The following is a 25,702-nucleotide window of genomic DNA, read 5'->3' on the forward strand; positions in this document are numbered from 1 at the left end:
CCCGGTAGATCCGGGGTGTTTTGCTTTGTCGGCCAAAGTGAGTGCTTTCGCACCCACTTTCGCCTCATGCAGCGCAATGGAGGTTGACGTGGCGCCTGGTGGACTGTTCTGGTGGATCGGGGCGGGCGTGCTTATCGTGCTGGAGTTGATGAGCGGCACCTTCTATCTGTTGATGATCGCGTTGGGTTTCGTGGCGGCCGCGTTGGCACGCCTTTCGGGGGCGAATGCCGACGTGCAGTTTGCGTTGGCCGCGCTGGTGGCGCTGGCCGCCGTGCTTCTGCTGCGGCGCTCGCGCTTTGGCCGCAGACCGCGCAAGGCGGCTGCACACAATCCGGATGTCAATCTGGATATCGGCCAGACCCTCGCCGTGACGGGGTGGCGTGACCGGCGGGCGCGCGCCAGTTATCGCGGGGCGGCGTGGGACGTCGAACTCGCGCCGGGCGAGCCTGAGGATGCCAAGGTCTACGAGATCAGCGCGCTGGACGGCTGCCGTCTCATCGTGGTGGCCAGCAAGCGGGCCATCGACGCCTGAAGTGCTTGCCGCCGGTGGCGGCCTGAGACAACCGGCCAGGCGCAACATAACAAGTCAAATCAGAAACTGGGAGCAAGCATGGATTCGACCATTGTCGCGGTAGTCTTTCTTATCATCGTATTCGTGATTGCGGCGCAGACCATCAAGATCGTGCCGCAGCAGCACGCGTGGGTGATGGAGCGGCTCGGCCGGTATCACGCCACGCTCACGCCGGGATTGACCTTCGTGGTGCCGTTCGTCGACCGTATCGCCTATAAGCACGTCCTCAAGGAAATTCCTCTGGAAGTGCCGAGCCAGGTCTGCATCACGCGCGATAACACCCAGTTGCAGGTGGATGGCGTGCTGTATTTTCAGGTCACCGACCCGATGAAGGCGTCGTACGGTTCGAGCAACTTTGTGTTCGCGATCACGCAGTTGTCGCAGACCACGCTGCGTTCGGTGATCGGCAAGCTCGAACTCGACAAGACCTTCGAGGAACGCGACTTCATCAATCACAGCATCGTGTCTTCGCTCGACGAAGCCGCGTCGAACTGGGGCGTGAAGGTGTTGCGCTACGAGATCAAGGATCTGACGCCGCCGAAGGAAATTCTCCACGCAATGCAGGCGCAGATTACCGCCGAGCGCGAAAAGCGCGCGCTGATCGCCGCGTCGGAAGGGCGCAAGCAGGAGCAGATCAACATTGCTTCGGGTGGACGCGAGGCGTCGATCCAGAAGTCCGAAGGCGAACGCCAGGCGGCGATCAACCAGGCGCAGGGCCAGGCGGCGGCGATTCTGGCAGTGGCCGAAGCCAACGCGCAAGCCATCCAGAAGATCGCGGCGGCGATCCAGTCCACGGGCGGCATGGAAGCGGTGAACTTGAAAGTGGCCGAACAGTATGTGAATGCGTTCGGCAATCTGGCGAAGCAGGGCACCACGCTGATCGTGCCTGGCGATCTGTCGAACATGAGCTCGATGATTGCCTCGGCGCTGACCATCGTCAACAAGGGCAAGGGCGCGACCGAGATACGGTAGGGCTCGCGGGGTGCGGTGTCGCTGGGCGGCTGGCGGGACCCCGCCCGGCACGTGGAAAATAAAATGGCCCGCAAGGTATGCGGGCCATTTTCATTGCCGGGACCCAGGCTGGCGGTCACCGTATTGCAGCGGCGCTCCGCCTCAGGTCGGGTTGCGCATCAAACGCGCCTTTTCACGTTCCCAGTCCCGTTTCTTTTCGGTTTCGCGCTTGTCGTGCTGCTTCTTGCCCTTCGCGAGGCCGATTTCGCATTTGACGCGACCGCCCTTGTAATGAAAATTGAGCGGCACGAGCGTGTATCCGCGTTGCTCGACCTTGCCGATCAGTTTGCTGATTTCCTCGCTATGAAGAAGCAGCTTGCGGGTGCGCACGGGGTCCGGCGTGATATGGGTCGATGCTTCGGGCAACGGACTGATGTGCGTGCCGATCAGGAATAGCTCGTTGTTCTTGATCACCACGTAGCCTTCCTTGATCTGCCCGCGGCCGGCGCGCAACGCCTTGACCTCCCATCCTTCGAGCACGAGCCCTGCTTCGTAGCGTTCTTCGACCGAATAGTCGTAGAAGGCTTTTCTGTTGTCTATGATGCTCATGAATGGAAAGTGCCCAACTCGTTTAAAATCACGATTTTAGCAAAGCGGGGCAAGGAAAGCCCGCGGCGCTTGTCCACCCTTGCCACGTGCTGTCCAATTTATGGCAGATGTCCAGAAAACCGTGTTGATACGCCATTCGGCGGAACAGATGTTCGACCTCGTTACCGACGTCGCCGATTACCCCAACTTCCTTCCCTGGTGCGGCGGGATCGAGATTCGTCGCCAGGACGAGGATGGCATGGAGGCGAAGATCGATATCAACTTCAAGGGCATCAAGCAGCACTTTGCCACCCGTAACAGCATGAAGCGGCCCGAACGCATCGACATGGAGTTCGCGGACGGCCCGTTTCGCAAGTTCACCGGTTACTGGCGCTTTACCGCACTGCGCGAGGACGCCTGCAAGATCGAATTCGCGTTGCACTACGAATTCACCAACATCATCCTCGAGAAGCTCATCGGTCCGGTGTTCAGCCATATTGCCAACACCTTCGTCGAATCCTTCGTGAAGCGCGCCGACCAGCGCTACGGCAAGGCATGAGCGCGCTGCTGTCGATCGAAGTCTGCTATGCGCTGCCCGATGAGCAGGCGCTGATCGCGGTCGAGCTTGCGGAAGGGGCGACCGTGCAAGAGGCGCTCGACGCGAGCGGCATCCTGAAGCGTTATCCGCAGATCGATCTGGACAAGCAGAAGGTGGGCGTATTCGGCAAGCTCAAGCCGCTCGATACGGTGCTCGCCGACCATGACCGGGTGGAAATTTACCGGCCGCTGATCGTCGATCCGAAGGCGGCGCGCCAGCGGCGCGTCGAAAAGACCCGCAAGGCAGGCTCGATCGAAGGGCGCAAGTGGACCAATCGGGATTCACGGTAAGGGGCGCTGGTTCGCTCCAGCGCTAGATCTGGCCAGCGTCGACACCGTCGCGCGTTAGCCGCGGCCAATGCCAATTCCAGCGAGCGGCAACCCGGACCAGGGCCGATTCCGGCACGAGGCAAGGCAATGACGCAGGCAATTACTCAGGCAACCGTCCGCTCAATGCGCGGACGCCTGCGCCTTCTCCTCGATCGAGACGGTCTCGCTGCCGTCATCGCCGTGTTGCCGCACCGACCAGCTCACGCCCGCAACCAGCAGCGCGATCGCCGCCATTTCGAGCGGACGCGGCAGCCGATGGTCGTAAATGAACGCATAGAGCAGGGCAAACAGTGTTTCGAACACGATCATCTGACCTGACAGCGTCAGTGGCAGACGCTTCGAGGCGGCATTCCACAGACCGTTGCCGAGCCACGATGCGCCGATCGCCAGCCCCAGATTGAGCAGCCAGAAGCTATGCCAGCGTTCGCTGGCGAGCGCGGTTTGCAGGCTGTGCGCGGGCAGCAGCGCAATCACGATCCACAAGGCCGCGCCGAGCGCGCCGGTCACGACACCCCACAACACCGACCATTCGTTGCCGGTGAAATGGGTCTGACGCTGCAGGTAGCGGGCGTTTTCCACGGCAAACCACGTCCAGCAGGCCAGCGCCGCCACCGCACAGGCGAGCCCGGCGAGTTTGGTCAGGATGCGGGTGGAGGTGCCCGCGGCGGCGTCGGCCACGGTGAAGACATCGACGTTGATACAGGCGATTCCCGCCACCACCATGGCCAGTGGCCAGACGAGGCGGGCGAGCGGCACAGCGCCATGGTCGCGCCGTCCGAGCAGGGTGACGGTCACCGGCAGCACGCCGACGATCAGCGAGGACGGCGCAATCCCGATCAGGTGCACGGCGCTCGTCAGAAGAATGTAGTAGAGCAGGTTGCCGGCCAGCGCCAGCCTGACGAGCGCGTTCAGGTCCTCGCGGGTCAGGCGGGTCAGGAGCGAGCGCGCCATCGGCAGTGCGGCGACCAGCGACACGAGGCCGTACATCGTGTAGCGGCCCGCGCTCAGCAGCAGTGGGGAAAAATCGGGCAACATCCGCGGCACCAGAAACACCATGCCCCACAACGCTCCGGCCATGACGCCGTACGCTACTCCACGCTGCATTGACTACTCCGCATAAAACTGAACAGGTGCGCAGCTTACCGGTCCGCTAGCGAGGTGTCTTGTTCGATCCTGCACTCGTCTGGAGAAACGAAACCGGTTCGAACGCGGGCCGAACAGCGAAGCGAAATTCCTCCGCCGAAAGACCCTGGGAAATCACCGGAAATTCGCTAACCTGCTGTTCGTGCAGTGAAAAAAAGGAAGGTATCGCGTATAATTCGCTTTTGCGCCTATAGGATTTGCCATGCGTCTGATCCAAACAGCACTCACGTTCGATGACGTGCTCCTCGTCCCGGCTTTCTCCGATGTTCTGCCGCGCGACACCAGCCTCAAGACCAGGCTGACCCGCAACATTTCCCTGAATATGCCGCTCGTGTCCGCTGCCATGGATACGGTCACCGAAGCTCGCCTCGCCATTGCCATGGCGCAAATGGGCGGCGTCGGCATCATCCACAAGAACCTCACACCGGCTGAGCAGGCGCGTGAAGTGGCCAAGGTGAAGCGTTTCGAGTCGGGCGTGGTGCGCGATCCGATCACCGTGCCGCCGCAAATGAAGGTGCGCGACGTCATCGCGTTGTCGCGTCAGCATGGCATTTCGGGCTTCCCGGTGGTCGAAGGGGCGCAACTCATCGGCATCGTCACCAATCGCGACCTGCGCTTCGAAGAGCGGCTGGACGAACCGGTGCGCAACATCATGACGCCGCGCGAGCGGCTCGTCACGGTCAAGGAAGGCACGCCGCTGGCACAGGCCAAGGCACTGATGCACAGCCATCGCCTCGAGCGCGTGCTGGTCATCAACGACGCGTTCGAACTGCGCGGCCTGATGACGGTGAAAGACATTACCAAGCAGACCGAACACCCGGACGCCTGTAAGGACGAACACGGCAAGCTGCGCGCAGGCGCGGCAGTCGGCGTGGGCGAGGACAACGAAGAGCGCGTGGAATTGCTGGTGCAGGCGGGCGTCGACGTGATCGTCGTGGATACCGCGCACGGGCATAGCAAGGGCGTGCTCGAGCGCGTGCGGTGGGTCAAGAAGAACTTCCCGCACGTGGAAGTGATCGGCGGCAACATCGCAACCGCCGCGGCAGCCAAGGCACTCGTCGAATACGGCGCAGACGGCGTCAAGGTCGGTATCGGCCCGGGCTCGATCTGTACCACGCGTATCGTCGCGGGCGTCGGCGTACCGCAGGTCACGGCGATCTCCAACGTGTCGGAAGCGCTGAAGGGCACGGGCGTGCCGGTCATCGGCGACGGCGGCGTGCGTTTCTCGGGCGACGTCAGCAAGGCGCTGGCCGCCGGCGCGAGCGCCGTGATGATGGGCAGCATGTTTGCCGGCACCGAAGAAGCGCCGGGCGATGTGTTCCTGTATCAGGGCCGCCAGTACAAGTCGTACCGTGGCATGGGTTCGGTCGGCGCGATGAAGGACGGCGCAGCGGACCGCTACTTCCAGGACAACTCGGCGAACATCGACAAGCTGGTGCCGGAAGGCATCGAAGGCCGCGTCGCCTACAAGGGTTCGGTCACGGCGATTCTGTTCCAGCTGATCGGCGGCGTGCGGGCCAGCATGGGCTATTGCGGTTGCCGCACTATCGCCGAGATGAACGACAAGGCGGAATTCGTGCAGATCACCGGCGCAGGGTTGCGCGAGTCGCACGTGCATGACGTGCAGATCACCAAGGAAGCGCCCAACTACCACGTGGATTAATCGCCCATGAAGCCATTGCTGCGCGCTGTACTGATTATCGATGCGTTGCTGTTACTGGCGTTCGGCCTGCTGTTCCTGCTGACGCCCTGGACCTCGCTGTACAACGCGCTGCAACTGGTGCAGACGCAACCCACGCTGGTTGGCCAAGGGCTTGGCATTGCGCTGATCGGGCTCGCGTGGCTGGCTTTTCATGCCTCGATCGACGGGGCGCTGACCTCGACGGTCGCCAAAGTCATTGGGCATGTGAACTGGCTGACGGGCCTGCTAATGCTGGTCTGGCTCATTGGCATGCATCGCCCCGAGTTGACCGGCTTCGGTCAGCTTGTGGCAGTGCTGGCCGCTGTGGTGCTGGTCGTGATTGGCCTTGGCGGCGTGCGCCTTGCAGGCGCGGTACGGCGTCGCGAAAGGCTGCGTCTCGTCGAGCTTGCCGCTGCGGAACGCGCTGAAAGGCAGGCCGCGAAAGATGCGGCAAGAGGGCGCGACACGGTGGGCTACCGGGCCGAACCGGTGGTGGCACCGGTGCTGGTGCCGGCGGGCGGCCCTGTTACGGAGCCCATGGTGCCACCGCTCACGCGTCCTGCCAGCCCCATCAGTCCCGCAACCGGTCATCCGGTCGAGCCGGACTTCGCTGCTGCCAACCGGCCGGGAACGCTTTCGGCGAGCGAGGTCGAAGCGCGTAGCTCCGCTGCGGATGCGCCGGGTGCGCCAAGGCCGCCGTTCCATGGCTGACTGGCTGAGGCGGGCGCCCCGCCAGGCCAACTGCCGAAGCTTCCGGAATCCGTCTGCGCACGTGCTTCGTTGTGCGTTCATGCAACGTCGGATGCCGCGCTGCCCAACCTGGCCTCATGGCCTGGACCGTTTTGAATTCAACGCCGCGCCTTGTGCGCGGCTTTCCTTATTCGTTCACTTTTAATGCCGTCCGCTGCCATGCACGACAAGATCCTGATTCTCGACTTCGGTTCGCAAGTCACCCAACTGATTGCACGTCGCGTCCGCGAGGCGAACGTGTACTCGGAAATCCATCCGTACGACGTCGATGCGTCGTTCATTCGCGATTTCGCGCCGAAGGGCGTGATTCTCTCGGGCGGCCCGAGTTCGGTCACCGAGACCGATACGCCGCGCGTGCCGCAAGTGGTGTTCGAACTTGGCGTGCCGGTGCTCGGCATCTGCTACGGCATGCAGGCGATGGCCGAGCAGCTGGGCGGCAAGGTCGAGAACGGTCACCTGCGCGAGTTCGGTTATGCCGAAGTGCGCGCGCGCAACCATACGAGCCTGCTCGAAGGCATCAGCGACTTCACGACGCCGGAAGGTCACGGCATGCTGAAGGTGTGGATGAGCCACGGCGACAAGGTGCTGGACATGCCGGCTGGCTTCCAGTTGATGGCCTCCACCGAATCGTGCCCGATCGCGGCGATGGCCGATGAGACGCGTCACTTCTACGGTTTGCAGTGGCATCCGGAAGTCACGCATACGGTGCAAGGGCGCGCCATGCTCGAGCGCTTCGTGCTGAAGATTTGCGGCGCGCAGCCTGATTGGGAAATGGGCCACTACGTCGATGAAGCGGTCGCGAAGATTCGCGAGCAGGTCGGCACTGAGCATGTCATCCTGGGTCTGTCGGGCGGCGTGGATTCGTCGGTGGCTGCGGCGCTGTTGCATCGTGCGATTGGCGATCAACTGACCTGCGTGTTCGTCGATCACGGTTTGCTGCGTCTGAATGAAGCCGAGCAGGTGATGGCGACGTTTGCGGACCACCTGGGGGTGAAGGTGATTCACGTCGATGCAAGCGAAGTGTTTCTGTCGAAGCTTGCTGGCGTGACCGATCCGGAAGCGAAGCGCAAGATCATCGGCGCGGAATTTGTCGAAGTGTTCCAGGCCGAAGCCGGCAAGCTGACCGACGCAAAGTGGCTCGCGCAAGGGACGATCTATCCGGACGTGATTGAATCGGCGGGCAAGGGCAAGAAGGCTACGCAGACCATCAAGAGCCACCACAACGTGGGCGGCCTGCCGGAGACGCTGAATCTGAAGCTGCTGGAGCCGCTGCGCGAACTGTTCAAGGATGAAGTGCGTGAGCTGGGCGTCAAGCTCGGTCTGCCGCCGGCCATGGTGTACCGCCATCCGTTCCCCGGCCCTGGTCTGGGGGTGCGAATCCTCGGCGAAGTGAAGCGCGACTTTGCGGATCTGCTGCGCCGTGCGGACGCCATTTTCATCGAGACGCTGCGTACGACCATCGACAAGGAATCCGGCAAGTCATGGTACGACCTGACGAGCCAGGCGTTCGCCGTGTTTCTGCCAGTGAAGAGCGTGGGCGTGATGGGCGATGGGCGCACGTATGAGTACGTGGTGGCGCTGCGTGCGGTGCAGACGCAGGATTTCATGACCGCGCATTGGGCCCATCTGCCGCATGAGTTGCTTGGCCATGTGTCGAACCGGATCATCAACGAAGTGCGGGGGATTAACCGGGTTGTGTATGACATCTCGGGGAAGCCGCCGGCGACGATTGAGTGGGAATGATTTAGACTGCTCCCAGGTCGTTCCGGGAGGTCCGGTTTTCCTTGTTTTTCCTTAAAAAACATGCGGTTATTGCCCGGGATGTTCTGCTGTGTTCCGGGCAATGCCTGGTGGAAATGTCGGTATCGTTGACGGTACCGACGTTTCCTCCTCGAACGGCCTTGTCCGATACCGTCGAGTAGCGTGACGGTATCGGTTGACGGTATACGTTCGAGGCGTTCTTCTGCTCACGACATGCAGTTGCGAGCGCTGAAGCCGGCTGAGAAGATCTACAAGGTTGCCGATCAGCGGGGGCTATATGCGGCAGTCACGCCGTCAGGCGCGGTGAGCTTCCGGTACGACTACCGGGTGAACAGTCGCCGGGAGACCTTGGTTATCGGCCGCTACGATCCATCACTTTCTGCACGCAAGCCGCGCAAGCCAGACGAGCTCGGATTCGGAATGGCGATTAGCCTCCCCGAAGCCCGGCTTCTACGCGATCAAGCCTACGGAGCAATCCAGCGCGGAGAAAGTCCTTCACGTGCGAAAGTCGAGAAACGGGTTGAGGCGACCGAGGCGCTGACGTTTGGTAAGTGGGCGGAGAAATACTTTGTGCAGCCTGCTTTTGCCGACTCCACACGATCGATGCGCAAATCATATTCATGCTACTCACGCTGGTGCGCAAGTCCGAGTTCATTCTGGCAAGGTGGGGTGAGATAGATTTCAACGCCGAAGTCTGGACAATTCTCGCTCCTCTCATGAAGTGCAGGTGGTCGGAGTTCAAATCCTCTCCCTCGGTACCAGTTCATATAGATCGCGCACGAGCGGGTTCCTGGCGCTGCGGCATTGAGCCAGGTCAGACACCGCGATAATGGTTGAATGGTTTGCCGGTACTAGTCTACTCTTGCCTATGCGGGACGATGGGGAACAAACGTGATCAATCCCGAAGGCGCAGGCTTGTATCAATTGGAGAGCCGTGTCGGGCGGGTGAATGTTCGAGGTGCCATGAGACGGTCCATTGCGCAGTGCGATATCCCCAGACCGATATCTCAGACGGCGCGAAGTTCAGGCGTCTGTCAGGCGGAAAACGACGCGCTGGCAACTGTTGAGGCGGACAAACGCAGTTGTCATAAGAGGGCGGACACCGCGCATCCAGGCGCTGCGAAGACCGTCAAGTTTTCGGCCGGCAAGGCGTTCAAGGATGTCGTGAACGGCTGACCGCACGTGGCCGCGGACGTGCCGGCAAATAACCGTTGGCGATGGGCCCGAGACCTGCGGGGCGGGGATATCAGACGGGCTCACCCAATGAATCAGTCGTTCGAAGCACGATAGCAAGTGGCCGCGACCACCGTAATGCAAAAGCTTCAAACTGCATGGGTATCAACACTATCTTTTGCGTTGAAAGGCGAGCCAATGTCAGTCGTTTGAAACGGAGTGTTCAAATGCCGGATGAGAAGAAGAACGTTCCTGGCGCATTTCATGCCGAAAGACGACGCACGCTCGGAAAGCTGGCCGCCTTGTCGATACTTCCGTGTTTGCCGGGCATGGCCGCCTTCGCGGACAATAACAAGGGAGCACGCGTCGCACTCGTAATCGGCAATGGCCAATATTCGGGCGCGCCGTTGCGCAACCCGCCGAACGACGCGAATGCGATCGCATCGACGCTGAAAAACCTGAATTTCGACGTCGACCTTAAAGTCGACTGCACGCGCGACGCGATGAACGACTCGATCCGTACTTTCTGCGATCAGGTCGAGCGGCATGGCGCCGTCGCACTGTTCTACTTCGCCGGGCACGGCGTGCAGCTCAACTGGCGCAATTACCTGCTACCCATCGACATCCACCTCGAAGCCGCCAGCGACGTACCGCGGCAGACCGTCGACATCGCGTCGGTGATGACCAGTCTCGGCAAGATGCGCAATCCGATGAATATCGTGATCCTCGACGCGTGCCGGAATGACCCGTTCGGTATCGCCGGCACGACCGGTGCAGGGCTCAGCCAGATGGACGCACCCACGCGCACGATCCTCGCCTACGCGACTGCGCCTGGCAACGTCGCGTCGGACGGTGTTGGGAAAAACGGTTTGTACACGGAGAATCTGTTACGCGAGATGGTGCGTCCCGAAGCGAAGATCGAGGACGTATTCAAACGCGTGCGGCTCGCGGTCCGGCTGCAATCAAACGGCAGGCAGATTCCATGGGAAAGCACGTCGCTCGAGGACGATTTCTATTTCATCCCGCCGCCCACCGCCAACAAGCCGACGGACGAGCAACTCGACCAGCTCGCGCAGATCGACGAGGACGACTGGAGTGCCGCGCAGAAGGCCGGAACGGCGGATGCGATCGCCGCCTATCTGAAGGCGCATCCGAACGGTAACTTCTGCGAACTTGCGCAAGCGACGCTGGACAAGTTGCTCGCCGCGGGTGGCGAGCAGAAGGTCGTCGTCAAGTCCGCTCCCACGAATCCGTTCACGCAGGGCAGCACGGACGCAACAGCGATGAAGCTGGGCGATAGCTATGTCTACCGCCAGATCGATCTGTATTCGAAGCAGGAAACGCAGTTCAGCCTGCGGGTCACGAAGATCAACGACACGTCGGTCGAGTTCAACGACGGCCATTTCATCACCGACCTGCTCGGCAACGTGCGCATCGATTCGAACGGCAACCGCTACGGGGAGCGGCAATTCTTCGCGAACGACTATGCAGTCGGAAAAGAATGGAAGACACGCTACGGCCGCACGTCGCCGTCCGGCGAGACGGATACCTTCGAGTTAGCGTTCCGGGTCGTAGCGCGCGAGAACATTACGATCGCCGCCGGAACGTTCGACGCGTTCCGCGTGCAGGGCGAGGGCTGGAAGATCGATAACGGCGGACGCCGCACGGTGACTTACTGGATCGCGCCCGACAAGGTGCCACGCTATCTCGCGATGGAATTCGCCCGCTACGGGAAAAAGCGCAGAGCTGCGACCGAATATTGGAGGCAAGAGTTAGTCACATTCGATGCGGGCTAGCGATCTGACAAAAGGCAATACTCGAGCGTTGCCAGTTGACAACGCTTGCGCTGGAGGACTGAGGATTGGGTAGAGCATCAGGCTCGCGAACCACATGGAGGCTCAATGAACTCGCTGACATCAACACGCACATCGTGGAGCGACGATGGGTTTTCTGCGCCACCTGTGGAGAAATCTGCGAATGGTGGCGAGATAGTCTATCGCGCCTACGGTGGCGAATCCGGAGTCCTCGGAAACTGCTTTTTCGTGCCATCCGTCAACCTTGCGCCGATCGGATATTGGACTGCGGAATTGCTGGAGATTGAATTGAACGCAGCTCTGTGGGGGAACGACTTCAAGGGAATAACGAAGTTCGAGATGGTTAGGGGTGCTCCATATCAGATCGGCCCAATAGCCCATGACGACTATGCTGGGATCGATCGAGGACGCGTTTTTTATCAACGGGCATTCTTCACGCCGGGCGGCATTTTCAAGCAGGTCAAGTTTGTGTTACCAGAGAGGGGAAACTTGATTGATTGCGTAAAGCAAGTTGGAAGCTTCACCATTGCCGCAGGCAAGTATGCTCGCGAGGCGTCAGTACGAGCGAAGAAGTATCAGCAATAGGTCTGGTGTGACACTCGCAAGATTCCCCAAACCGGCTTGTCGCGGCGTAGATCAAACTAATTTTGTCACCTCGGATTCCCCGCCGTACGGGGGATCGGACGATTGAATTGACAATGTCTCTTCCAGTCGTGTGAACGTCATGTGTTCATTGTCGTAGAGAAGGTATGGGTTACTCGCGCAGGACGCACGTCAAGCGGCAACTGAACCCTTCACTCGAATGGCGAGGACTGAAATGGCGCAGGGGAGGGAGGTCAGCACAAAGCACGCAATGAGCGGCCGCCATTGTCGAAGTCAGTGCTCCTTGGGCGGCAGTTCGTTGTTTGATCAGCGTACTTCGTTCAGGCGGCTGCCGGGATCGCGAAGTTCGCTTTGGCCCATGCGCCAGAACGCCCCGTCACAGCGTTCAGCCGGTTTCTGCTTCAAGGTCACCGTGACCGCGGCTTCGCGCCGGACACCGTCATTCAAGCGACGGCGTGCATCGGCAATCAGGCGCTTTTGTGCGCGCACGCTCCAGCGCAACGACCCGTTGCAATGCCACGAAGCCGAGCAGTGTGAGCGCGCAGCCAAACGTGAAGTCCGCGCGGCCTCCAGCCATATCGACGATCCCCCCGCCAACGGACGAGCCCACCGCGATCGCTACCTGGATCACGCCGACGAAGAGCGCAGAGCCAGCCTCAGGCGCGTCGGCGATACCTTGCTGGATCCAGACACTGCAGCACAGGGGCAACGCGCCAAACGCAGCGCCCCAGATGAGCATCGCGAACACCTCGCCGGCGCGTGAATGATCGAGTAGCAACATTGACGCAATCGAGCTCAGCATCAGCAGCATCATGACTGCGAGCGACGCCTTCAGACGCTCGGCGATCACCGTCGACAGCAGCATATTCGTGAGAAAACCGGTCACGCCGAATGCGAGAAGCAGCATCGTCATCTCGCGGGTCGAAAAGGCTTGCTGAAGCCAGGGCGCGACATACGTGTACGTCGAAAAGTGCGCGCCAAACACGAGCGCGATCATCAACATGCTCAGGCTAACAAATGGACGTCGCAGCACTTCGACCAGTTCGCCGAAACGCAACGCAGTCGCGGACGGCAACGACGGCGTGAGCCACGCCTGCAATACGAGCGCAACGGCGGCGAGCGCACCGGTCGAGAAGAACGACGCGCGCCACGACTCAAGACTTGCGATGAAGGTGCCCAAAGGCACGCCGACGACGGTGGCCAACATGACGCCGGTAAGAATCGTCGCAGTCGCTTTTGCGGCGTCGGCGGGCTGCACGAGGCGCCCTGCTGCAGCGGTTGCCAGCGTCCAGAAGCCGCCCAGCGCGGCGCCGAGCAGCGCGCGTCCGATCAGCATGGTGAGCAAATGTGCAGATGTCGCACAAACCAGATTCGCTGCGAGCAGCACGGCAGTTAACAGCAGGAAAACGTGACGGCGGTCTGCGCGGCCTGCGAGAATCATCAGCGCGGGCGCTGAAAACGCCGCCAGCACACCCGGCGTCGTCACCATCAGACCCGCGATGCCGGGTGACACGCCGAGGTCGCGCGCGATCTGAGGCAATAGACCGACGGGCAGAAATTCCGACGTGACGAAGGCAAATGCGCTGATCGTGACGGCGATTACTGCAAGCCACTGACGCCGCGTGGTGGTCGAGGCTGTGTCAGTCGCGGGCGGGGTGACGTCGGAAAGTGAGGCATTCATCATGAGCTCAATATTGAAGAGGGCGGGGACTTTGGCATTTTGGCGCGGGGAAGCTGCGGTAGCACTGAGGCGTCGATCGTCCCATTGCTCCCCCGTTCACGGAAAGCTTGCGACGTGCGGCTGGGGACCCGGATTATATGCACCGCTACTGTGAAAGAGTATGCGGTCCGAGAATTAGATTTGAATGAGTAACCGGTTTTTGCCATATTTCCTATGGTGGAACGTGACGGGAACCGCGAAGCGCTTTCGGTATCTGTGGTCGTGCTCTGTTTCGCTCGCGGTACGTTGCAGCGGCTGGTCGGCGACCGGCGACCCGTTGCGGCCGGTCGCGTCCTCCGGCTTACAACGGCAGGGTTAACGCCGGCGGTTGAATCCGCACTTGGAGACTGCCGTTTAGGGGACGTCGAATCGACCGGCAGAAGTGGGGTCGACAAAACTCATTCGTCTTTCGGGTGGGTGGCCCTTTCCCCTCCGCCCATAGCGCAAGCAGTGTTCGCTGTGTAAAAGCGGCCAACGAAGCATCGGCGGGCCCGCCTGTGGTCAAGCTGTTCTGCCAATTCAGGTGAACTGGATATAAATGCTATCTTCGTGATACATTAACGCCATTAGAGACTTATGAAGGTAGCGAAATGCCGACGCCTCACGCTCCTTCAGCCGGTGTCCGGCGGGCGCTGCGAAAACTGGGCACCGATATTCACGACGCACGCCGCCGCCGCCGGCTGACCATGGCTGTGATTGCCGAACGTGCTTTCACGTCGAGAGCGACTTTGCAGCGCGTCGAAGCCGGCGATCCGAGTGTGAGCATCGGCATCTACGCGGCCGTGCTGCAGGCGCTCGGGCTTCTCGATGGATTGCTTGAGGTTGCCGACGCCGCCCGGGATACAGTGGGGCAGGCGCTAGCAATCGCCGCACTGCCTCAGCGTGTCCGGATGCCCCGTGGCGGCGGAGGGAAGGGCGATCATGGCTGATGTCGAGGTATATATCGATCTCGACGGCACGCCGCGTCCAGTTGGGTTGCTCAGGCGCCATGCGTCGCGTCGGGAAGAAACGGTCACGTTCGAATATGACGAGACATGGCTGGCAGACGACGAGCGCTTTTCGATTGAGCCGGCGCTGGCGTTGACGCGCGGCGTTTTCCCACCGCTGCCAGATCAATCCATCTTCGGTTCGATCGGTGATTCGGCGCCCGATACCTGGGGGCGCCGCCTCATGCAGCGCGCGGAGCGTCGACAGGCCGAGCGGGAAGGGCGGCGCGTCCGGACACTTGGTGAACTGGATTATCTGTTGGGCGTAGCGGACGAAACGCGTCTTGGCGCGCTGCGATTCCGCTGGAGCGGAGAAGATGAATTTCAGGCGTCCGTACCCGCTGGCGTCCCCGCGCTGATCGAATTGGGGCGGCTGCTTCAAATCACAGAGCGTATCCTGCGGGACGAGGAAACCGATGAGGATCTGCAACTGATTTTCGCGCCGGGGTCCTCACTCGGTGGCGCGCGTCCCAAAGCATCGGTCATCGACCAGTACGGCCATTTGTCGATTGCCAAATTCCCGAAAGAAACCGACGAATACAGCATTGAGGCCTGGGAGGAAGTCGCCCTCCGATTGGCTGAACGTGCCGGCATTTCCACGCCGGATCACGAACTGCTTCAGGTAGCGAACAAGCCTGTGTTGTTGTCGCGTCGCTTCGATCGCGCTGGGAGTATTCGCATTCCCTTTCTCTCGGCGATGTCGATGACAGGATCGCGGGACGGCCAACGTGGCAGCTATCCTGAACTGGTTGACGCGCTGACGCAGCACGGAGCGAGGGCGCGGGTCGATGCTGCCCAGTTGTATCGTCGCGTGACCTTCAACGTACTGGTCTCAAATGTCGATGACCACTTGCGCAACCATGGCTTCCTCTGGGCTGGCCACGATGGATGGGTATTGTCACCGGCCTACGACCTCAATCCCACGCCAACCGACGTCAAGGCGCGCATCCTCACGACCAACATCGATCTCGACGAGGGTACGTGTTCGGTCCGCCTCCTTGAAAACGCGGCGGAGTTTTTCGGCTTGTCTTTGAAACAGGCTCGGGCCACGATCCGCGAGGTCGCCGACGTGACCCGTATTTGGCAAGAGGTTGCTCAAGAAGTCGGTTGCAGGCGCGCAGAGATTGCCCGCATGGCGAGTGCCTTCGAGCATGATGATCTTGACGCAGCATTGCGGTTGTGACGTATCAGGGACCCTATCTACGACGCAACCTGAACTCCATGTCAGAGCGCGCCTGGGGAGACAGACATGGGAGGTGAGCGGGGCACCTCCCGTCATTGACACGCGTCGTCGCTCAGACGTTCAGGAGTCGGCTTTGCGTCGAAGCTTGCCATGCGATTGCCAGGGACGAATGCTCCTTTGTCGGTCATTGCTGACGTTCAGGTGCCGATATGGGTGAGGTGGCAGTCTCTTGCCGTTCGCGCATCGCGTCGCTTCAACGCGCGGGGCGCCAGGCCTCGAACGTGACCGGCTTCGTGGGGTTTGCGTGCGTCACGTCGGTCTTGTCCGGCGCGCCGTTGATCGGATCGGAAGACGTGAAGATCTCGCTATTGAAGAGCCATGCGCGGCGCCCGGCGTCGTAGCGGAACGTGATGAAGTCTGTCCAGTGCGCGCCGCACGCGACGCTGTTCTGCACCGTAAAGTAGCGGTCCTTGACTGCGAGCCCGTCGTCGCCGTCCTCGAACGGATCACATTGGCCGCCTTCGTTGGCACGCAGCACAACCGTATCGTTGCGCGCGGAGAGCCCGTACTGACCGCTTGCCTGTTCCTCGAAGATCAGCAGCGGACGCGGCGACGGGCTGTTAGCAGAGTCGTCGCGCCGGTGAGCGACGACGAGCAAGCTTCGCCGACCGCCGTCGATGCGCGGCCCTGCTCGGAACATCATCGGCTCGTAACCCGCTGGCAGCTGCGCAGCGATGGCCGCCGGCAGGCCGGCGGCGTGCAGCGTGGCAGACGCGGCGAAGAGAGCGGCCGGCAGTAGAAAGCGTTTCATCGGGATGAGGGCGAGCGTCCCCGCCACCTAAGTGTCGATAGCGCGCATTTTACTTGCCACGGGCCAGGCATGAGCAGCTCGTGGCGACGCGATCCATTCATGTTGATTAGGCGTGACGACGGCCTGACGCGAATAATCGGCATTTATCGACGTGACGGCCTACGCTCGATCGTCGCGAGCCCGCGCAATACGCCGGGACTCAGCTTCGCGTAGTCACCGACTCGTCTCAGTAAGGCCGTGCAGTAGTTGTTCCAGTCTTGCATCATGGCAATATCTCCCGGAGAAAAGAGTCTGGCGTTGGCCGGCGGCAAACGTCGTACATCAGTTACGCCCGGCCATCACACCGCCATCGACATCCCAGATCGCGCCCGTGACCCAGCTCGCCTTGTCCGACAGCAGGAACATGACGACTTCGGCGACATCTTGCGGCGTGCCGACACGGCCAATGGGATGGAAGCTATTGAAGCCCTGCAATGCGCCGTGTACTTCGGCCTTAGGAATGAAACCCTCATATTCGGCAAGAACACGCCGGCCGCATTGACCAGAAGATCGATATCCGCATGATGCGCGTCGATCGTGGCGAGCAACGCTGCGAGCGCGTCGTCGTTCGAAGATCGGCAGTCAGCGCGGAGACCTCGCCGAACGAAGCCAGTTCCTTGCGCGCTTCTTCCGTCTTCTCCGGGCGACGACCCACAATCACGACGCTTCCGCCTTCAGCGAGAACCCTCTTCGCCGACTGCAAGCCGATGCCACTGGTACCGCTCACGACCATCAGTTTCCTGCCCTTGAATTGATTGCTCATTGTGAATATCTCCATGCATTGGGTGCCGGCCCCAGCCTTTTGTCGAGACCCGCTACATTTAAAGAAAAACTATTCAACGATTCAGGCAAATTGACGCGCTGACTGGCTGCGCGAACATCCGGGCTTGCGAAACCCGGCCGACCTCCGCCACCTGACCCTGATCCACGATCTGTCGCTGGACAGTCATGCCGGCTTTCCGACCTGGGATACGTGGCTCCGAAAGGCGGGAGTCATTGACGCATCGACCAGGCGAGGTTTGAAAATCAATAGCTCCGCGGCCGTGTTGCAGGCAGCGATCGAAGGACAGGGTGTTGCGCTTGCTCGTAGCGTAATGGCACACGACGACCTGGCGGCTGGGCGGCTAGTTCGGCTATTTCCGGATGTCGCGTTCACTTCGCCATTGGCCTATTACGTCGTCTTTCGCGGCGAGTGTTCCGGGTTACCCAAGTTGACGGCTTTCCGTGATTGGCTGCTGGAAGAGGCAGGGTCGTAGAGCTGTCAGCCAAACACTCCGCTAACGGCTGCGGATTCAAGCCGCCAATCAGCGAGCGGGGAAACATGCCGTTCGAGCGGCTGCATTACCGTAACCGGCCATCCGTTCGTGAAGGACGAACACTCGTTAATCGACCGTATCGCTTCAACGGACCCGAGTCTGGTTTGAGGCGGTCATAGTACGAAGACGGTTTCATCCGTCCTTCTGCATCAAACTCCTGTCATGCCTTGGCGACTGACGACTGATTCGGGATGGTCACCATCCGCGTCCATCTGCCAAGCACGCGCAGGGCGTTTACCGCGTTGAACGATTGTGAGCCGCCACATACCTGCATGACTGCCAGTGTGCGCCCTTGGGTTGGACGAACTCCGCCGCTTCACTGACATTTGGCAGGCCATCGATCACTTTCCAGCCCTCCGGCCTTCGCTATCGATCACCACTTCGCCGTCTTCCTTTGTGAATTGCTTACCTGATGCCTCAGGCAGGATTTCGAGCAGGACTTCGGAGGGACGACACAGTCGTACGCCGTGCGGCGTGACCACGAACGGGCGGTTGATAAGGATGGGATGTGCCACCATTGCGTCAAGTAGCTGCTCGTCGGAGAGGGACAAGTCGTCCAGTCCAAGGTCAGCGTACGGCGTGCCCTTTTCACGAAGCGCGGCCCGTACCGTGAGTCCCGCAGTGCTGATTAGCTGCCTGAGCGTGTCACGATCGGGCGGAGACTGTAGATACTCGATAATCTCTGGCTCTACACCCGCGTTGCGAATCATGGCCAGCGTGTTGCGCGACGTGCCGCAAGCCGGGTTGTGATAGATCGTGATGCTCATGATTTCTGTTCCTTGCGACTGTCGCCCGCTTCGTACCAGTGTTGCGAGCGGTTGACTACGCTGACGACCAGCAGCATCACGGGCACTTCGATCAGCACGCCAACAACTGTGGCGAGCGCCGCGCCCGACCGAAAGCCGAACAGACTGATGGCGGTCGCTACCGCGAGTTCAAAGAAGTTGCTCGCGCCGATCAGACTCGATGGTCCCGCAACGCAGTGCGCAACGCCGAGCTTTCGATTCAGCATATAAGCAAGCCCGGAATTGAAAAACACCTGTATCAGGATCGGGACCGCCAGCATCGCGATAACCAGTGGCTCCCTGACGATCGCCTGTCCCTGAAATGCGAACAGCAACACCAGTGTCGCCAGAAGCGCGCAGATCGAATACGGACCGAGTTGTGCGACAGCCCGCTGGAAGTAGGCCTCGCCTTTTGCAAGCAGTCGCTTGCGCACCAGTTGGGCCATGATGACGGGAACGACGATGTACAGGCCGACAGAGGCAATCAGCGTGTCCCACGGCACCGTGATGACAGACAGGCCCAGCAGTAATGCGACGAGCGGTGCAAACGCTACGATCATGATCGAATCGTTAAGCGCGACCTGAGACAGCGTGAAGTACGGATCGCCTTTGCACAGTTGAGACCAGACAAACACCATCGCGGTACACGGCGCGGCAGCAAGCAAAATCAAGCCCGCAATGTAGCTGTCAAGCTGATCGGCAGGCAGCCACGGCGCAAACACATGACGGATGAAGATCCAGCCGAGCAACGCCATTGAACACGGTTTGACGAACCAGTTCACGAAAAGCGTCACGCCGATGCCGCGCCACTGGCTTTTCACCTGCGCACAGGCCAATAGGAACTCGTTGCCGATCCCGCGTGCGCGACCGCGAACCTTGGCAATGCTCACGACCGGTGTGGACGAGAGGCGCAGCACGACATCGCGCCAAAGGCCCAACACCTCAGGCTGTTCAGCTGCCCTGGCTACGTCGAGATGGGCGATGAAAAAATCGGGATTCGCCGACTGGAATACCACGACCTTTACGGACAGGTCTGCCTCGAGGTCGGCCATCAACGAACCCATTTCGACGATCGTCGCGGGCACAAACATGTTGATTGGCGGGTTGCTAAAGGTGACCGTCCAGCGGCCCGTATAGGTGCGGTCGATTTCGAACTGCGATGGGTCGGACATGATGCTTCTCCTGAGGCATTGGGTAGACCAGCGCTGCATTAAAAGTGACCCCGGGTCGCGGCAGATTACACGTCGGGGCCATCGACTACGTTGGTAAGTCAATTCAGGAAATGGCGTCCATCTCTCCAAGCATAGTCGGGATGAGTCGAGATACGGTAGGGCGTATCTGGAGTGTCTGTTGGAGCGGCGAGCAAGGCTTGGCTGCCCATGATCTCTCATACGAGAATCGTCAACAAATCCAAACTGCGCTTGACGATATGAATTTCATAGTTGTATCCTTCGATCAACGTATGCGATGCATGAGAAGTCACAGATCGTCCGACAAAAGCGATCCAGTGCCGCTTGCATTTCACGCTCGCATTTCATTCATCGTCGGAAAGGAAGGGTTATGAAGATCGAAGGTGCTGTCGTTTTTGTGACGGGTGCGAATCGCGGGCTTGGCCTCGAGTTCGCCAAACAGGCGCTCGAACAAGGGGCTCGGAAGGTTTATGCGGGCGCGCGCGACCCAGCCAGCGTGACGCTGCCGGGAGTCGTGCCTGTGAAGCTCGACGTGACCGATCTGGCGACTGTGGCCGCAGCCGCGGAGGCGGCACGCGACGTCACGCTGCTGATCAATAACGCGGGCATCGCCAGGTTCGGCAGCCTGATGGACGACGATGCGCTCGACGCCTTGCGCGATCATTTCGAAACCAATGTGGTTGGGCCGCTGGCGTTGTCGCGGGCATTCGCGGGGAACCTCGCCAGCAACGGCGGCGGCGCGATCCTGAACGTACTGTCGGTGGCGAGCTGGGTAAACCGTCCGATCCTGTCGGCCTACGGCGTGTCGAAATCAGCCGCATGGGCGCTCACGAACGGCCTGCGCCAGTCGCTGCGCGAGCAGCGCACGCAGGTCGTCGCGCTGCATGCCGGCTTCATCGATACGGATCTGGTGCGCGGGCTGGAAGTACCCAAGACGACGCCGGCCGAAGTGGTGCGCCAGGCGTTCGACGCGATCGAGGCCGGCGCAGAGGAGGTGTCCGCCGACGAGATCTCGCGGCGGGTGAAGGCCGGGCTGTCGGCGGGCGTCTATCTGGACGACGCCAAGCCGCTTTGACCGCGCCAGCCAAGCTGCCCGTTGTGCGATTTTGCGCACGATGGGCAGGCCCGTTGGGGCGGGGCGTGGCGTCAATCACGAACTCGGCAAGCGCAAGGTCGCGTTTATCGCCGCCCGTGAATCGCTCGGTGACAAGCGTCTCGGTCCGCAACTGAAAGCCGCGTTCGGCGGTCCGTACATCGTGAACGAGAAGTTCACTCGCGAATCGGCTCAGCAAGTCCTCGCTTCACGTGAGGCGGATGCGGTTGCATGGGGGCAGTTGTTCATCGCGAATTCACTCTCGCGCCGACGTCGGCACGAGAGTAAAACAGGATCCTTGATCGTGGCGTGGCTATTGCCTGTGGCGAGGACTTTCCCGATCTTTTCCATGATGCGATTTCTCCGATGCGTGGACAGCAAAGCAACCCTTCAACTATGTTTGTCATAGCGTAGCGTGCAGTGTAGAGCAAGATGCGCAAAGATGGCCTTGGCATCTGGCAGATTAGATGTCATGGCATGTGAATTTCATCAGGCGCGAATGAGAACCTTGCTGTGTCGGCCACGGCCCGAAAACAGGCGATTTTGTGATATTGATAACGTGCTAGGAGAGCGCCTTGACAGTAAAGTGAAAGGCGTCCGCGATCCACTCGTGTCATAGGCTTTCAACTGAACACATGACAGGAGCACCAGCGAACCTCACAGCGATATGATATGGTTATCATATTTTGATAACTAATGCGATTTCGAAGGAGTTCGAATGGCTGGATTGCCTGCAATGAACGACACGCTGTGCCCTGTCGCGCGGTCTCAGGCCGTCATCGGGGACAAGTGGGCTGTGCTGATCGTGCGAGAACTGTTCATGGGTAATCGAAGGTTCGATAGCCTGCTGGCGCAGTCGCAGGCAACACCGCAGATGCTCTCCGCGCGTCTCAAACGGCTCGAAGCGGACGGCATGATTCAGCGCAAGCGTTACATGGATAAGCCGCCCCGTTACGAATACGAACTCACGGAGATGAGCCGGGCGTTCTATCCAGTCATCCTGGCGCTGCGCGAATGGGGCGAAACGTGGTGTAAGTCACGGGGCGAAGACATTGCGGTGCGCTATACGCATATTAGCTGTGGCCACGACGCCGGCGTGGGTACCGTCTGCGAGGCGTGTGGCAAACCATTGAAACGCAGCGATCTGAAGGCCGAATTGAGCCCCTCGTACGCGCAGGAGCGCGCTGAAAGAGCCCTGAAGGCTGCGTAAGCGAATTGAATTCTGTCTTGCGATGCAGGTTGCTGACTTCGTCGGCCTGTGGGGCGTGAACGGTTCGCAGCTGCACGATGCGTCGCAACGGTGATTCGGCAGGCGAGCGCTTCACCCGAGACACGGGCGCACCACTGTGATTCCGCGCTCATTCACTCGCGCGATCGCGCTCATTAACTGCGTCTGCCGCGTCTGCCGCGTCGTCTGGCAAATGTGCGGCCGCGTCCTTAAGAGCGTGCTGCCGCCAGTCCCCCGGCGTCATTCCCATCCACTGAGCAAACACGCGTCGAAACGCAGAGACCGACTGATACCCGACCAGATCGGCAACCGCCTCGGTGGACGATGTGGATTGTCGCAGCGCGTTTGCGGCGGCGCTCATCCGGATATCGGTCAAGAGATCCATCGGAGAGCGGCCGAGACTGGCCTGGAAATGCCGCATGAATGTGGCGCGCGACATGCTGCATAGTCCGGCCAGTTCCGGAAGCGTCCACGCTCGGGCGGGGTCGTTGAATATTGCTGCGGCTGCAGGGGCGAGCCTTGGGTGGGAGGCAAGCGCCAGCACTCCGGTGCGTGCCTGACCGGCCTCGTCGGCCGCCCGCAGCGTCACTGCAAACAACGCCGACGAAAGCGCGCTCAGGATCGCACCGCTGCCCAATTCGCCGTCCAGCGCTTCAGCCCGCATCAGCTCGACGAGCCGGCTTAGACGTTCCGTCTGCGGCAGGCTCTGTGCAGCGATGCCAACCTCTTCGGTGCGTACCACGAGTTCCGACGGCAGATAGGTCCGGATAAAACGGTCATGGGGCGGCGCCACGACAAACCGTCCGCACAACATGTCCAGCACCTCGTCGCTACCGCTATTCTCGCGAACAAGGAAACTGCCCGCAGCGCGAATCCTGTCCGGAACCGGCACCGCGCCGCTGCCATCGTGCAACAGATGCGCCGAACCGTGCGGCAGAAGCACGATGTCACCCGGCCTTAATTCAACAGTTGTCCCATTCTCCGAATTTTCGAGTAAGGCTCTGCCCGTCAACACGACGTGGTACGGTATCTCCTGAGCTTGGGCATGGGTATATTCGATTGCCCAGGGCGTTCCCAAGGCGCACCGAATTTCCAGTGTCCCCGTGACGGTCACGAGTTCCATGAAACGGGTAAGCCAGTCGGTCTGGTATTGCGTTCTGGTTTTCTTGACGACACCGTGTGCATACTTGATCGCCATATTGGCCCCCATTCATATCGACAATACGACTGTTTAGCGATCATTTGCTGTTTCGGACTGACTGGAGAAGATCATTCCGCGGCGCCATAGATCGCTTTCGATACTTTAGCGAATTTGTCTGGCGCAAGACCAGTCACCCCAGAGAGATGATGGTCGGGAAGTTTTTGCGTGGCTGAGAAAAACTTTTCATGGTGGCGGCTGACTGGCACACTTTCCGCGCCCCAGTTAGTACACCCGATTATTTCATTCGTATTCCAAACAATGCGGCTGGAAGTGCGGCAACCAACTGTGCGTTTGCCGGCATGAATGGGCGCCCGCCGGGCCGTTCTGACGCTACTCGCTGTGCACAGGACCCGGGCACTTGGGTACTCCATTCAGAAAGAGCGTGCAATCCGGTTGGCGTCGCGCAGTCCGCGCGGACGCCTTTTATATGGCGATTTACGACGTCTTACTTTCCGGGGAATTGCAGCTCGCGATACCGCCTTTCACCGGACCGGACCGGAATGCGGTGCAGGGTCGGCGGCGCACCCGATGGTGGCGAGGCCACGGCAGCGTCTGCGCTTTGACAGAAGTCGTCAGGTGAGGGGACTTTTCGCTGCTTGATCCTTTCGAGCAGGGCTTTGAGTCATTCGCGACTCGGCGAGCGGAATGCCTCGATTTAAAGTGGCGACTCCTCACCACGCATCAAAGGAATTCATCATGGAAAAGATCGAAAAAGTTCTCGCCTCGGGCAACACCCATGTCGCCATTAATCGTGACCCGAATGCCAAACCCGATGCCCTCGACCTGAAGCTCTCGGCGCACGGCGTTGAAACCCTCGAGTTCGTAGCCACCGACCTGCACCCACGAGCCGAGCAGCTGTTTTCTGGCGCCTGGGCCGGCTGTTACTTCACCGTGTTCGGGATGGTGGCCGCGGCGAAGAAGGTCGCGCTGCCGGCCGACTTTTCCGTGGACATCCAGACCAGCATTGGGTCGGTCGGAGCCAGGTATTGCCTCGCCGCGCAAGTCACCGTCCGCGTGCCGGGTCTGGCAACAGAAGTCGCCGAGGAGCTCGCAGCGCTGGCCCATCAGAACTGCCCGTACTCGAAGGCTGTGCACGGCAACATCGAGGTCGTCACGAATATCGTCACGGCGTGACCGGAGAGGGCATGCGCGTCTCACCAGGCGTCTAGTCACGTCGATGATTGTGCATCCCTGAGTAGCTTGGGCCGTTGCGCAGCGTGGTTTTTCATGCGCACCGGCCACTGCATCGGACGGGCGGTGGTTTATTTGTCAAACAGGATGGAAGCAATGTTCAGTCACGTAGTGGTCGGCACCAACGACCTGGAAAAAGCAAAGCGTTTCTACGATGCCGTGCTGGGCGCGCTCGGCTATGGCGAAGGTCTCAGCGATGACAACGACAAGCGGCGGCGCTATGTTTATCGCGGCGACACGGCGCGTTTCATGGTTACGCAGCCGATCAACGGTCAGCCGGCTAGTCCTTCCAATGGTGGAACGATTGGTTTTGCCTGCCAGTCGGCCGAGCAGGTCGACCGGTGGCATGCCGCCGGGATTGCCAACGGCGGCACATCGATTGAAACGCCGCCCGGTGTACGTCACACGCCGACTGGCAGCCTCTATCTTGCCTATCTACGCGATCCGGATGGCAACAAGATCGGTGCGCTTTGTCGCGTGCCGGGCTGACACGGACGACGGTCTTCACCGCGCTCATGATCAGCGGCGGTTTTGGCGGCACGCATGTGTCGTCGCCGCCGCAAGTTTTCAGTAATGCGAAATATCCTGCGCCAGTGAAATCGACAACCGGTTGCAGTCATTAACGCAACTGCCCGACGTTTACTACATTGCCATATATCGCGCTTCGCATGTCTTGTGAGACATCAAGTCGTCAGCGGGAAAGTGGAAATTCGGTGCGCGTGGGGAGCGTCGCGGGCGAAAAGAATACTCCCAGGCCGGAGCTCAGGAAATACCGTACTACCTCATTCTGACCGGCAGGGTCTTACTCGAGAATTCGGATCATGGTGCGGCTTATGAATTACGTGCGGGCAACATTGCGTGACTGCCGCACGGTTCAGCGCATCTGTTGCACGACGGCAGCAGCACCGCACCGGTTCCGTCCACGCTTCGTGCTTCGGGCCGTCTCCAAATGGGCAACGGAATGGGAAGCCGAGCGATCGCGGCGGCGAATGAACAA

Annotated in this window: 23 protein-coding genes and 5 pseudogenes; 19 read left to right on the forward strand and 9 right to left on the reverse strand. The window is 60.5% G+C overall.

Going from position 1 to position 25,702, the window contains the following annotated elements; all coding sequences use genetic code 11:
- The first annotated feature begins 88 nt into the window (after positions 1-88).
- Both P3T43_RS00920 and P3T43_RS00925 read left to right on the forward strand, forming a co-directional pair.
- Positions 89-532 carry an NfeD family protein gene (locus tag P3T43_RS00920; RefSeq protein WP_429279147.1) on the forward strand — a complete coding sequence of 148 codons (444 nt, stop codon included), beginning with the start codon at positions 89-91 and terminating at the stop codon, positions 530-532.
- 78 nt (positions 533-610) lie between these two features.
- On the forward strand, positions 611-1,543 hold the full coding sequence (locus P3T43_RS00925; RefSeq protein WP_429279148.1) for an SPFH domain-containing protein: 933 nt from the start codon (positions 611-613) through the stop codon (positions 1,541-1,543).
- 141 nt (positions 1,544-1,684) lie between these two features.
- On the opposite strand, the gene smpB is transcribed toward P3T43_RS00925, so the two are convergent.
- Positions 1,685-2,131 (reverse strand): SsrA-binding protein SmpB, encoded by a 447-nt coding sequence (smpB, locus tag P3T43_RS00930; RefSeq protein ID WP_090694127.1) that lies wholly within the window; start codon positions 2,129-2,131, stop codon positions 1,685-1,687.
- Between the two features lie 100 nt (positions 2,132-2,231).
- On the opposite strand from smpB, the gene P3T43_RS00935 reads away from it, so the two are divergent.
- Positions 2,232-2,669, forward strand: coding sequence for a type II toxin-antitoxin system RatA family toxin (locus P3T43_RS00935; protein WP_429279149.1), 438 nt, complete (start codon positions 2,232-2,234; stop codon positions 2,667-2,669).
- The gene (locus P3T43_RS00940; protein WP_429279150.1) at positions 2,666-2,998 is read left to right on the forward strand and encodes an RnfH family protein; all 333 of its coding nucleotides are present in this window, start codon (positions 2,666-2,668) and stop codon (positions 2,996-2,998) included. Before P3T43_RS00935 ends, P3T43_RS00940 begins: the two co-directional genes overlap by 4 nt.
- A 159-nt stretch (positions 2,999-3,157) precedes the next feature.
- On the opposite strand, the gene P3T43_RS00945 is transcribed toward P3T43_RS00940, so the two are convergent.
- Entirely contained in the window at positions 3,158-4,141 is a 984-nt protein-coding gene (locus P3T43_RS00945) for a DMT family transporter (protein WP_429279151.1), read from the reverse strand.
- A gap of 241 nt (positions 4,142-4,382) precedes the next feature.
- Here P3T43_RS00945 and guaB point away from each other — a divergent pair, with 241 nt between their 5' ends.
- From guaB to P3T43_RS00980, 7 genes and pseudogenes are all read left to right on the forward strand, one after another.
- A complete protein-coding gene (guaB, locus tag P3T43_RS00950) occupies positions 4,383-5,843 on the forward strand; it encodes an IMP dehydrogenase (protein ID WP_429279152.1) in 1,461 nt (486 codons plus the stop codon).
- A gap of 6 nt (positions 5,844-5,849) precedes the next feature.
- Positions 5,850-6,572 (forward strand): hypothetical protein, encoded by a 723-nt coding sequence (locus P3T43_RS00955; RefSeq protein ID WP_429279153.1) that lies wholly within the window; start codon positions 5,850-5,852, stop codon positions 6,570-6,572.
- A 198-nt stretch (positions 6,573-6,770) separates the two neighbouring features.
- Positions 6,771-8,354 carry a glutamine-hydrolyzing GMP synthase gene (gene guaA / locus P3T43_RS00960; RefSeq protein WP_429279154.1) on the forward strand — a complete coding sequence of 528 codons (1,584 nt, stop codon included), beginning with the start codon at positions 6,771-6,773 and terminating at the stop codon, positions 8,352-8,354.
- Between the two features lie 231 nt (positions 8,355-8,585).
- A pseudogene (locus P3T43_RS00965) lies at positions 8,586-9,017 on the forward strand (Arm DNA-binding domain-containing protein); the annotation flags it as partial.
- A 246-nt stretch (positions 9,018-9,263) separates the two neighbouring features.
- Entirely contained in the window at positions 9,264-9,548 is a 285-nt protein-coding gene (locus tag P3T43_RS00970; RefSeq protein WP_429279155.1) for a hypothetical protein, read from the forward strand.
- Between the two features lie 224 nt (positions 9,549-9,772).
- Positions 9,773-11,341 (forward strand): caspase family protein, encoded by a 1,569-nt coding sequence (locus P3T43_RS00975; RefSeq protein WP_429279156.1) that lies wholly within the window; start codon positions 9,773-9,775, stop codon positions 11,339-11,341.
- A gap of 105 nt (positions 11,342-11,446) precedes the next feature.
- Positions 11,447-11,944 carry a hypothetical protein gene (locus tag P3T43_RS00980; RefSeq protein ID WP_429279157.1) on the forward strand — a complete coding sequence of 166 codons (498 nt, stop codon included), beginning with the start codon at positions 11,447-11,449 and terminating at the stop codon, positions 11,942-11,944.
- A 457-nt stretch (positions 11,945-12,401) separates the two neighbouring features.
- On the opposite strand, the gene P3T43_RS00985 is transcribed toward P3T43_RS00980, so the two are convergent.
- Entirely contained in the window at positions 12,402-13,643 is a 1,242-nt protein-coding gene (locus P3T43_RS00985; protein ID WP_429279158.1) for an MFS transporter, read from the reverse strand.
- A 629-nt stretch (positions 13,644-14,272) separates the two neighbouring features.
- Between P3T43_RS00985 and P3T43_RS00990 the strand changes: the two genes are divergently transcribed.
- Both P3T43_RS00990 and P3T43_RS00995 read left to right on the forward strand, forming a co-directional pair.
- Entirely contained in the window at positions 14,273-14,611 is a 339-nt protein-coding gene (locus tag P3T43_RS00990; protein WP_429279159.1) for a helix-turn-helix domain-containing protein, read from the forward strand.
- Positions 14,604-15,851: a type II toxin-antitoxin system HipA family toxin gene (locus P3T43_RS00995; RefSeq protein ID WP_429279160.1), complete on the forward strand. Its 1,248-nt coding sequence runs from the start codon at positions 14,604-14,606 to the stop codon at positions 15,849-15,851. Before P3T43_RS00990 ends, P3T43_RS00995 begins: the two co-directional genes overlap by 8 nt.
- A gap of 253 nt (positions 15,852-16,104) precedes the next feature.
- Here P3T43_RS00995 and P3T43_RS01000 read toward each other — a convergent pair whose 3' ends face one another.
- Both P3T43_RS01000 and P3T43_RS01005 read right to left on the reverse strand, forming a co-directional pair.
- Entirely contained in the window at positions 16,105-16,662 is a 558-nt protein-coding gene (locus tag P3T43_RS01000; protein WP_429279161.1) for a hypothetical protein, read from the reverse strand.
- A 321-nt stretch (positions 16,663-16,983) separates the two neighbouring features.
- Positions 16,984-17,464, reverse strand: a pseudogene (locus tag P3T43_RS01005) (SDR family NAD(P)-dependent oxidoreductase).
- A 106-nt stretch (positions 17,465-17,570) separates the two neighbouring features.
- On the opposite strand from P3T43_RS01005, the pseudogene P3T43_RS01010 reads away from it, so the two are divergent.
- Positions 17,571-17,957 (forward strand): annotated as a pseudogene (locus P3T43_RS01010) (LysR substrate-binding domain-containing protein); the annotation flags it as partial.
- A 223-nt stretch (positions 17,958-18,180) separates the two neighbouring features.
- Here P3T43_RS01010 and P3T43_RS01015 read toward each other — a convergent pair.
- The 3 genes and pseudogenes from P3T43_RS01015 to arsB form a co-directional block, all read right to left on the reverse strand.
- Positions 18,181-18,333 (reverse strand): annotated as a pseudogene (locus P3T43_RS01015) (arsenical resistance protein ArsH); the annotation flags it as partial.
- Between the two features lie 25 nt (positions 18,334-18,358).
- Positions 18,359-18,784 (reverse strand): arsenate reductase (glutaredoxin), encoded by a 426-nt coding sequence (gene arsC, locus P3T43_RS01020; RefSeq protein ID WP_429279162.1) that lies wholly within the window; start codon positions 18,782-18,784, stop codon positions 18,359-18,361.
- Positions 18,781-19,974, reverse strand: coding sequence for an ACR3 family arsenite efflux transporter (arsB, locus tag P3T43_RS01025; protein WP_429279163.1), 1,194 nt, complete (start codon positions 19,972-19,974; stop codon positions 18,781-18,783). The genes arsC and arsB overlap by 4 nt, the downstream gene beginning before the upstream one ends.
- Before the next feature lie 388 nt (positions 19,975-20,362).
- On the opposite strand from arsB, the gene P3T43_RS01030 reads away from it, so the two are divergent.
- The 3 genes and pseudogenes from P3T43_RS01030 (at position 20,363) to P3T43_RS01040 (ending at position 22,295) form a co-directional block, all read left to right on the forward strand.
- Positions 20,363-21,067, forward strand: coding sequence for an SDR family oxidoreductase (locus tag P3T43_RS01030; protein ID WP_429279164.1), 705 nt, complete (start codon positions 20,363-20,365; stop codon positions 21,065-21,067).
- Between the two features lie 70 nt (positions 21,068-21,137).
- A pseudogene (locus tag P3T43_RS01035) lies at positions 21,138-21,494 on the forward strand (hypothetical protein); the annotation flags it as partial.
- Positions 21,495-21,803: 309 nt separating this feature from the next.
- Complete coding sequence (locus P3T43_RS01040) at positions 21,804-22,295, forward strand: winged helix-turn-helix transcriptional regulator (RefSeq protein WP_429279165.1); 492 nt, start codon at positions 21,804-21,806, stop codon at positions 22,293-22,295.
- Positions 22,296-22,443: 148 nt separating this feature from the next.
- On the opposite strand, the gene P3T43_RS01045 is transcribed toward P3T43_RS01040, so the two are convergent.
- Positions 22,444-23,511 (reverse strand): AraC family transcriptional regulator, encoded by a 1,068-nt coding sequence (locus P3T43_RS01045; protein WP_429279166.1) that lies wholly within the window; start codon positions 23,509-23,511, stop codon positions 22,444-22,446.
- Positions 23,512-24,210: 699 nt separating this feature from the next.
- Here P3T43_RS01045 and P3T43_RS01050 point away from each other — a divergent pair.
- Complete coding sequence (locus P3T43_RS01050; RefSeq protein WP_429279167.1) at positions 24,211-24,648, forward strand: OsmC family protein; 438 nt, start codon at positions 24,211-24,213, stop codon at positions 24,646-24,648.
- A 153-nt stretch (positions 24,649-24,801) separates the two neighbouring features.
- Positions 24,802-25,194, forward strand: coding sequence for a VOC family protein (locus tag P3T43_RS01055; protein WP_429279579.1), 393 nt, complete (start codon positions 24,802-24,804; stop codon positions 25,192-25,194).
- The last annotated feature ends 508 nt before the right edge of the window (positions 25,195-25,702 follow it).

It is taken from the genome of Paraburkholderia sp. GAS41, assembly GCF_050436545.1.
Classification (GTDB): Bacteria; Pseudomonadota; Gammaproteobacteria; order Burkholderiales; family Burkholderiaceae; genus Paraburkholderia.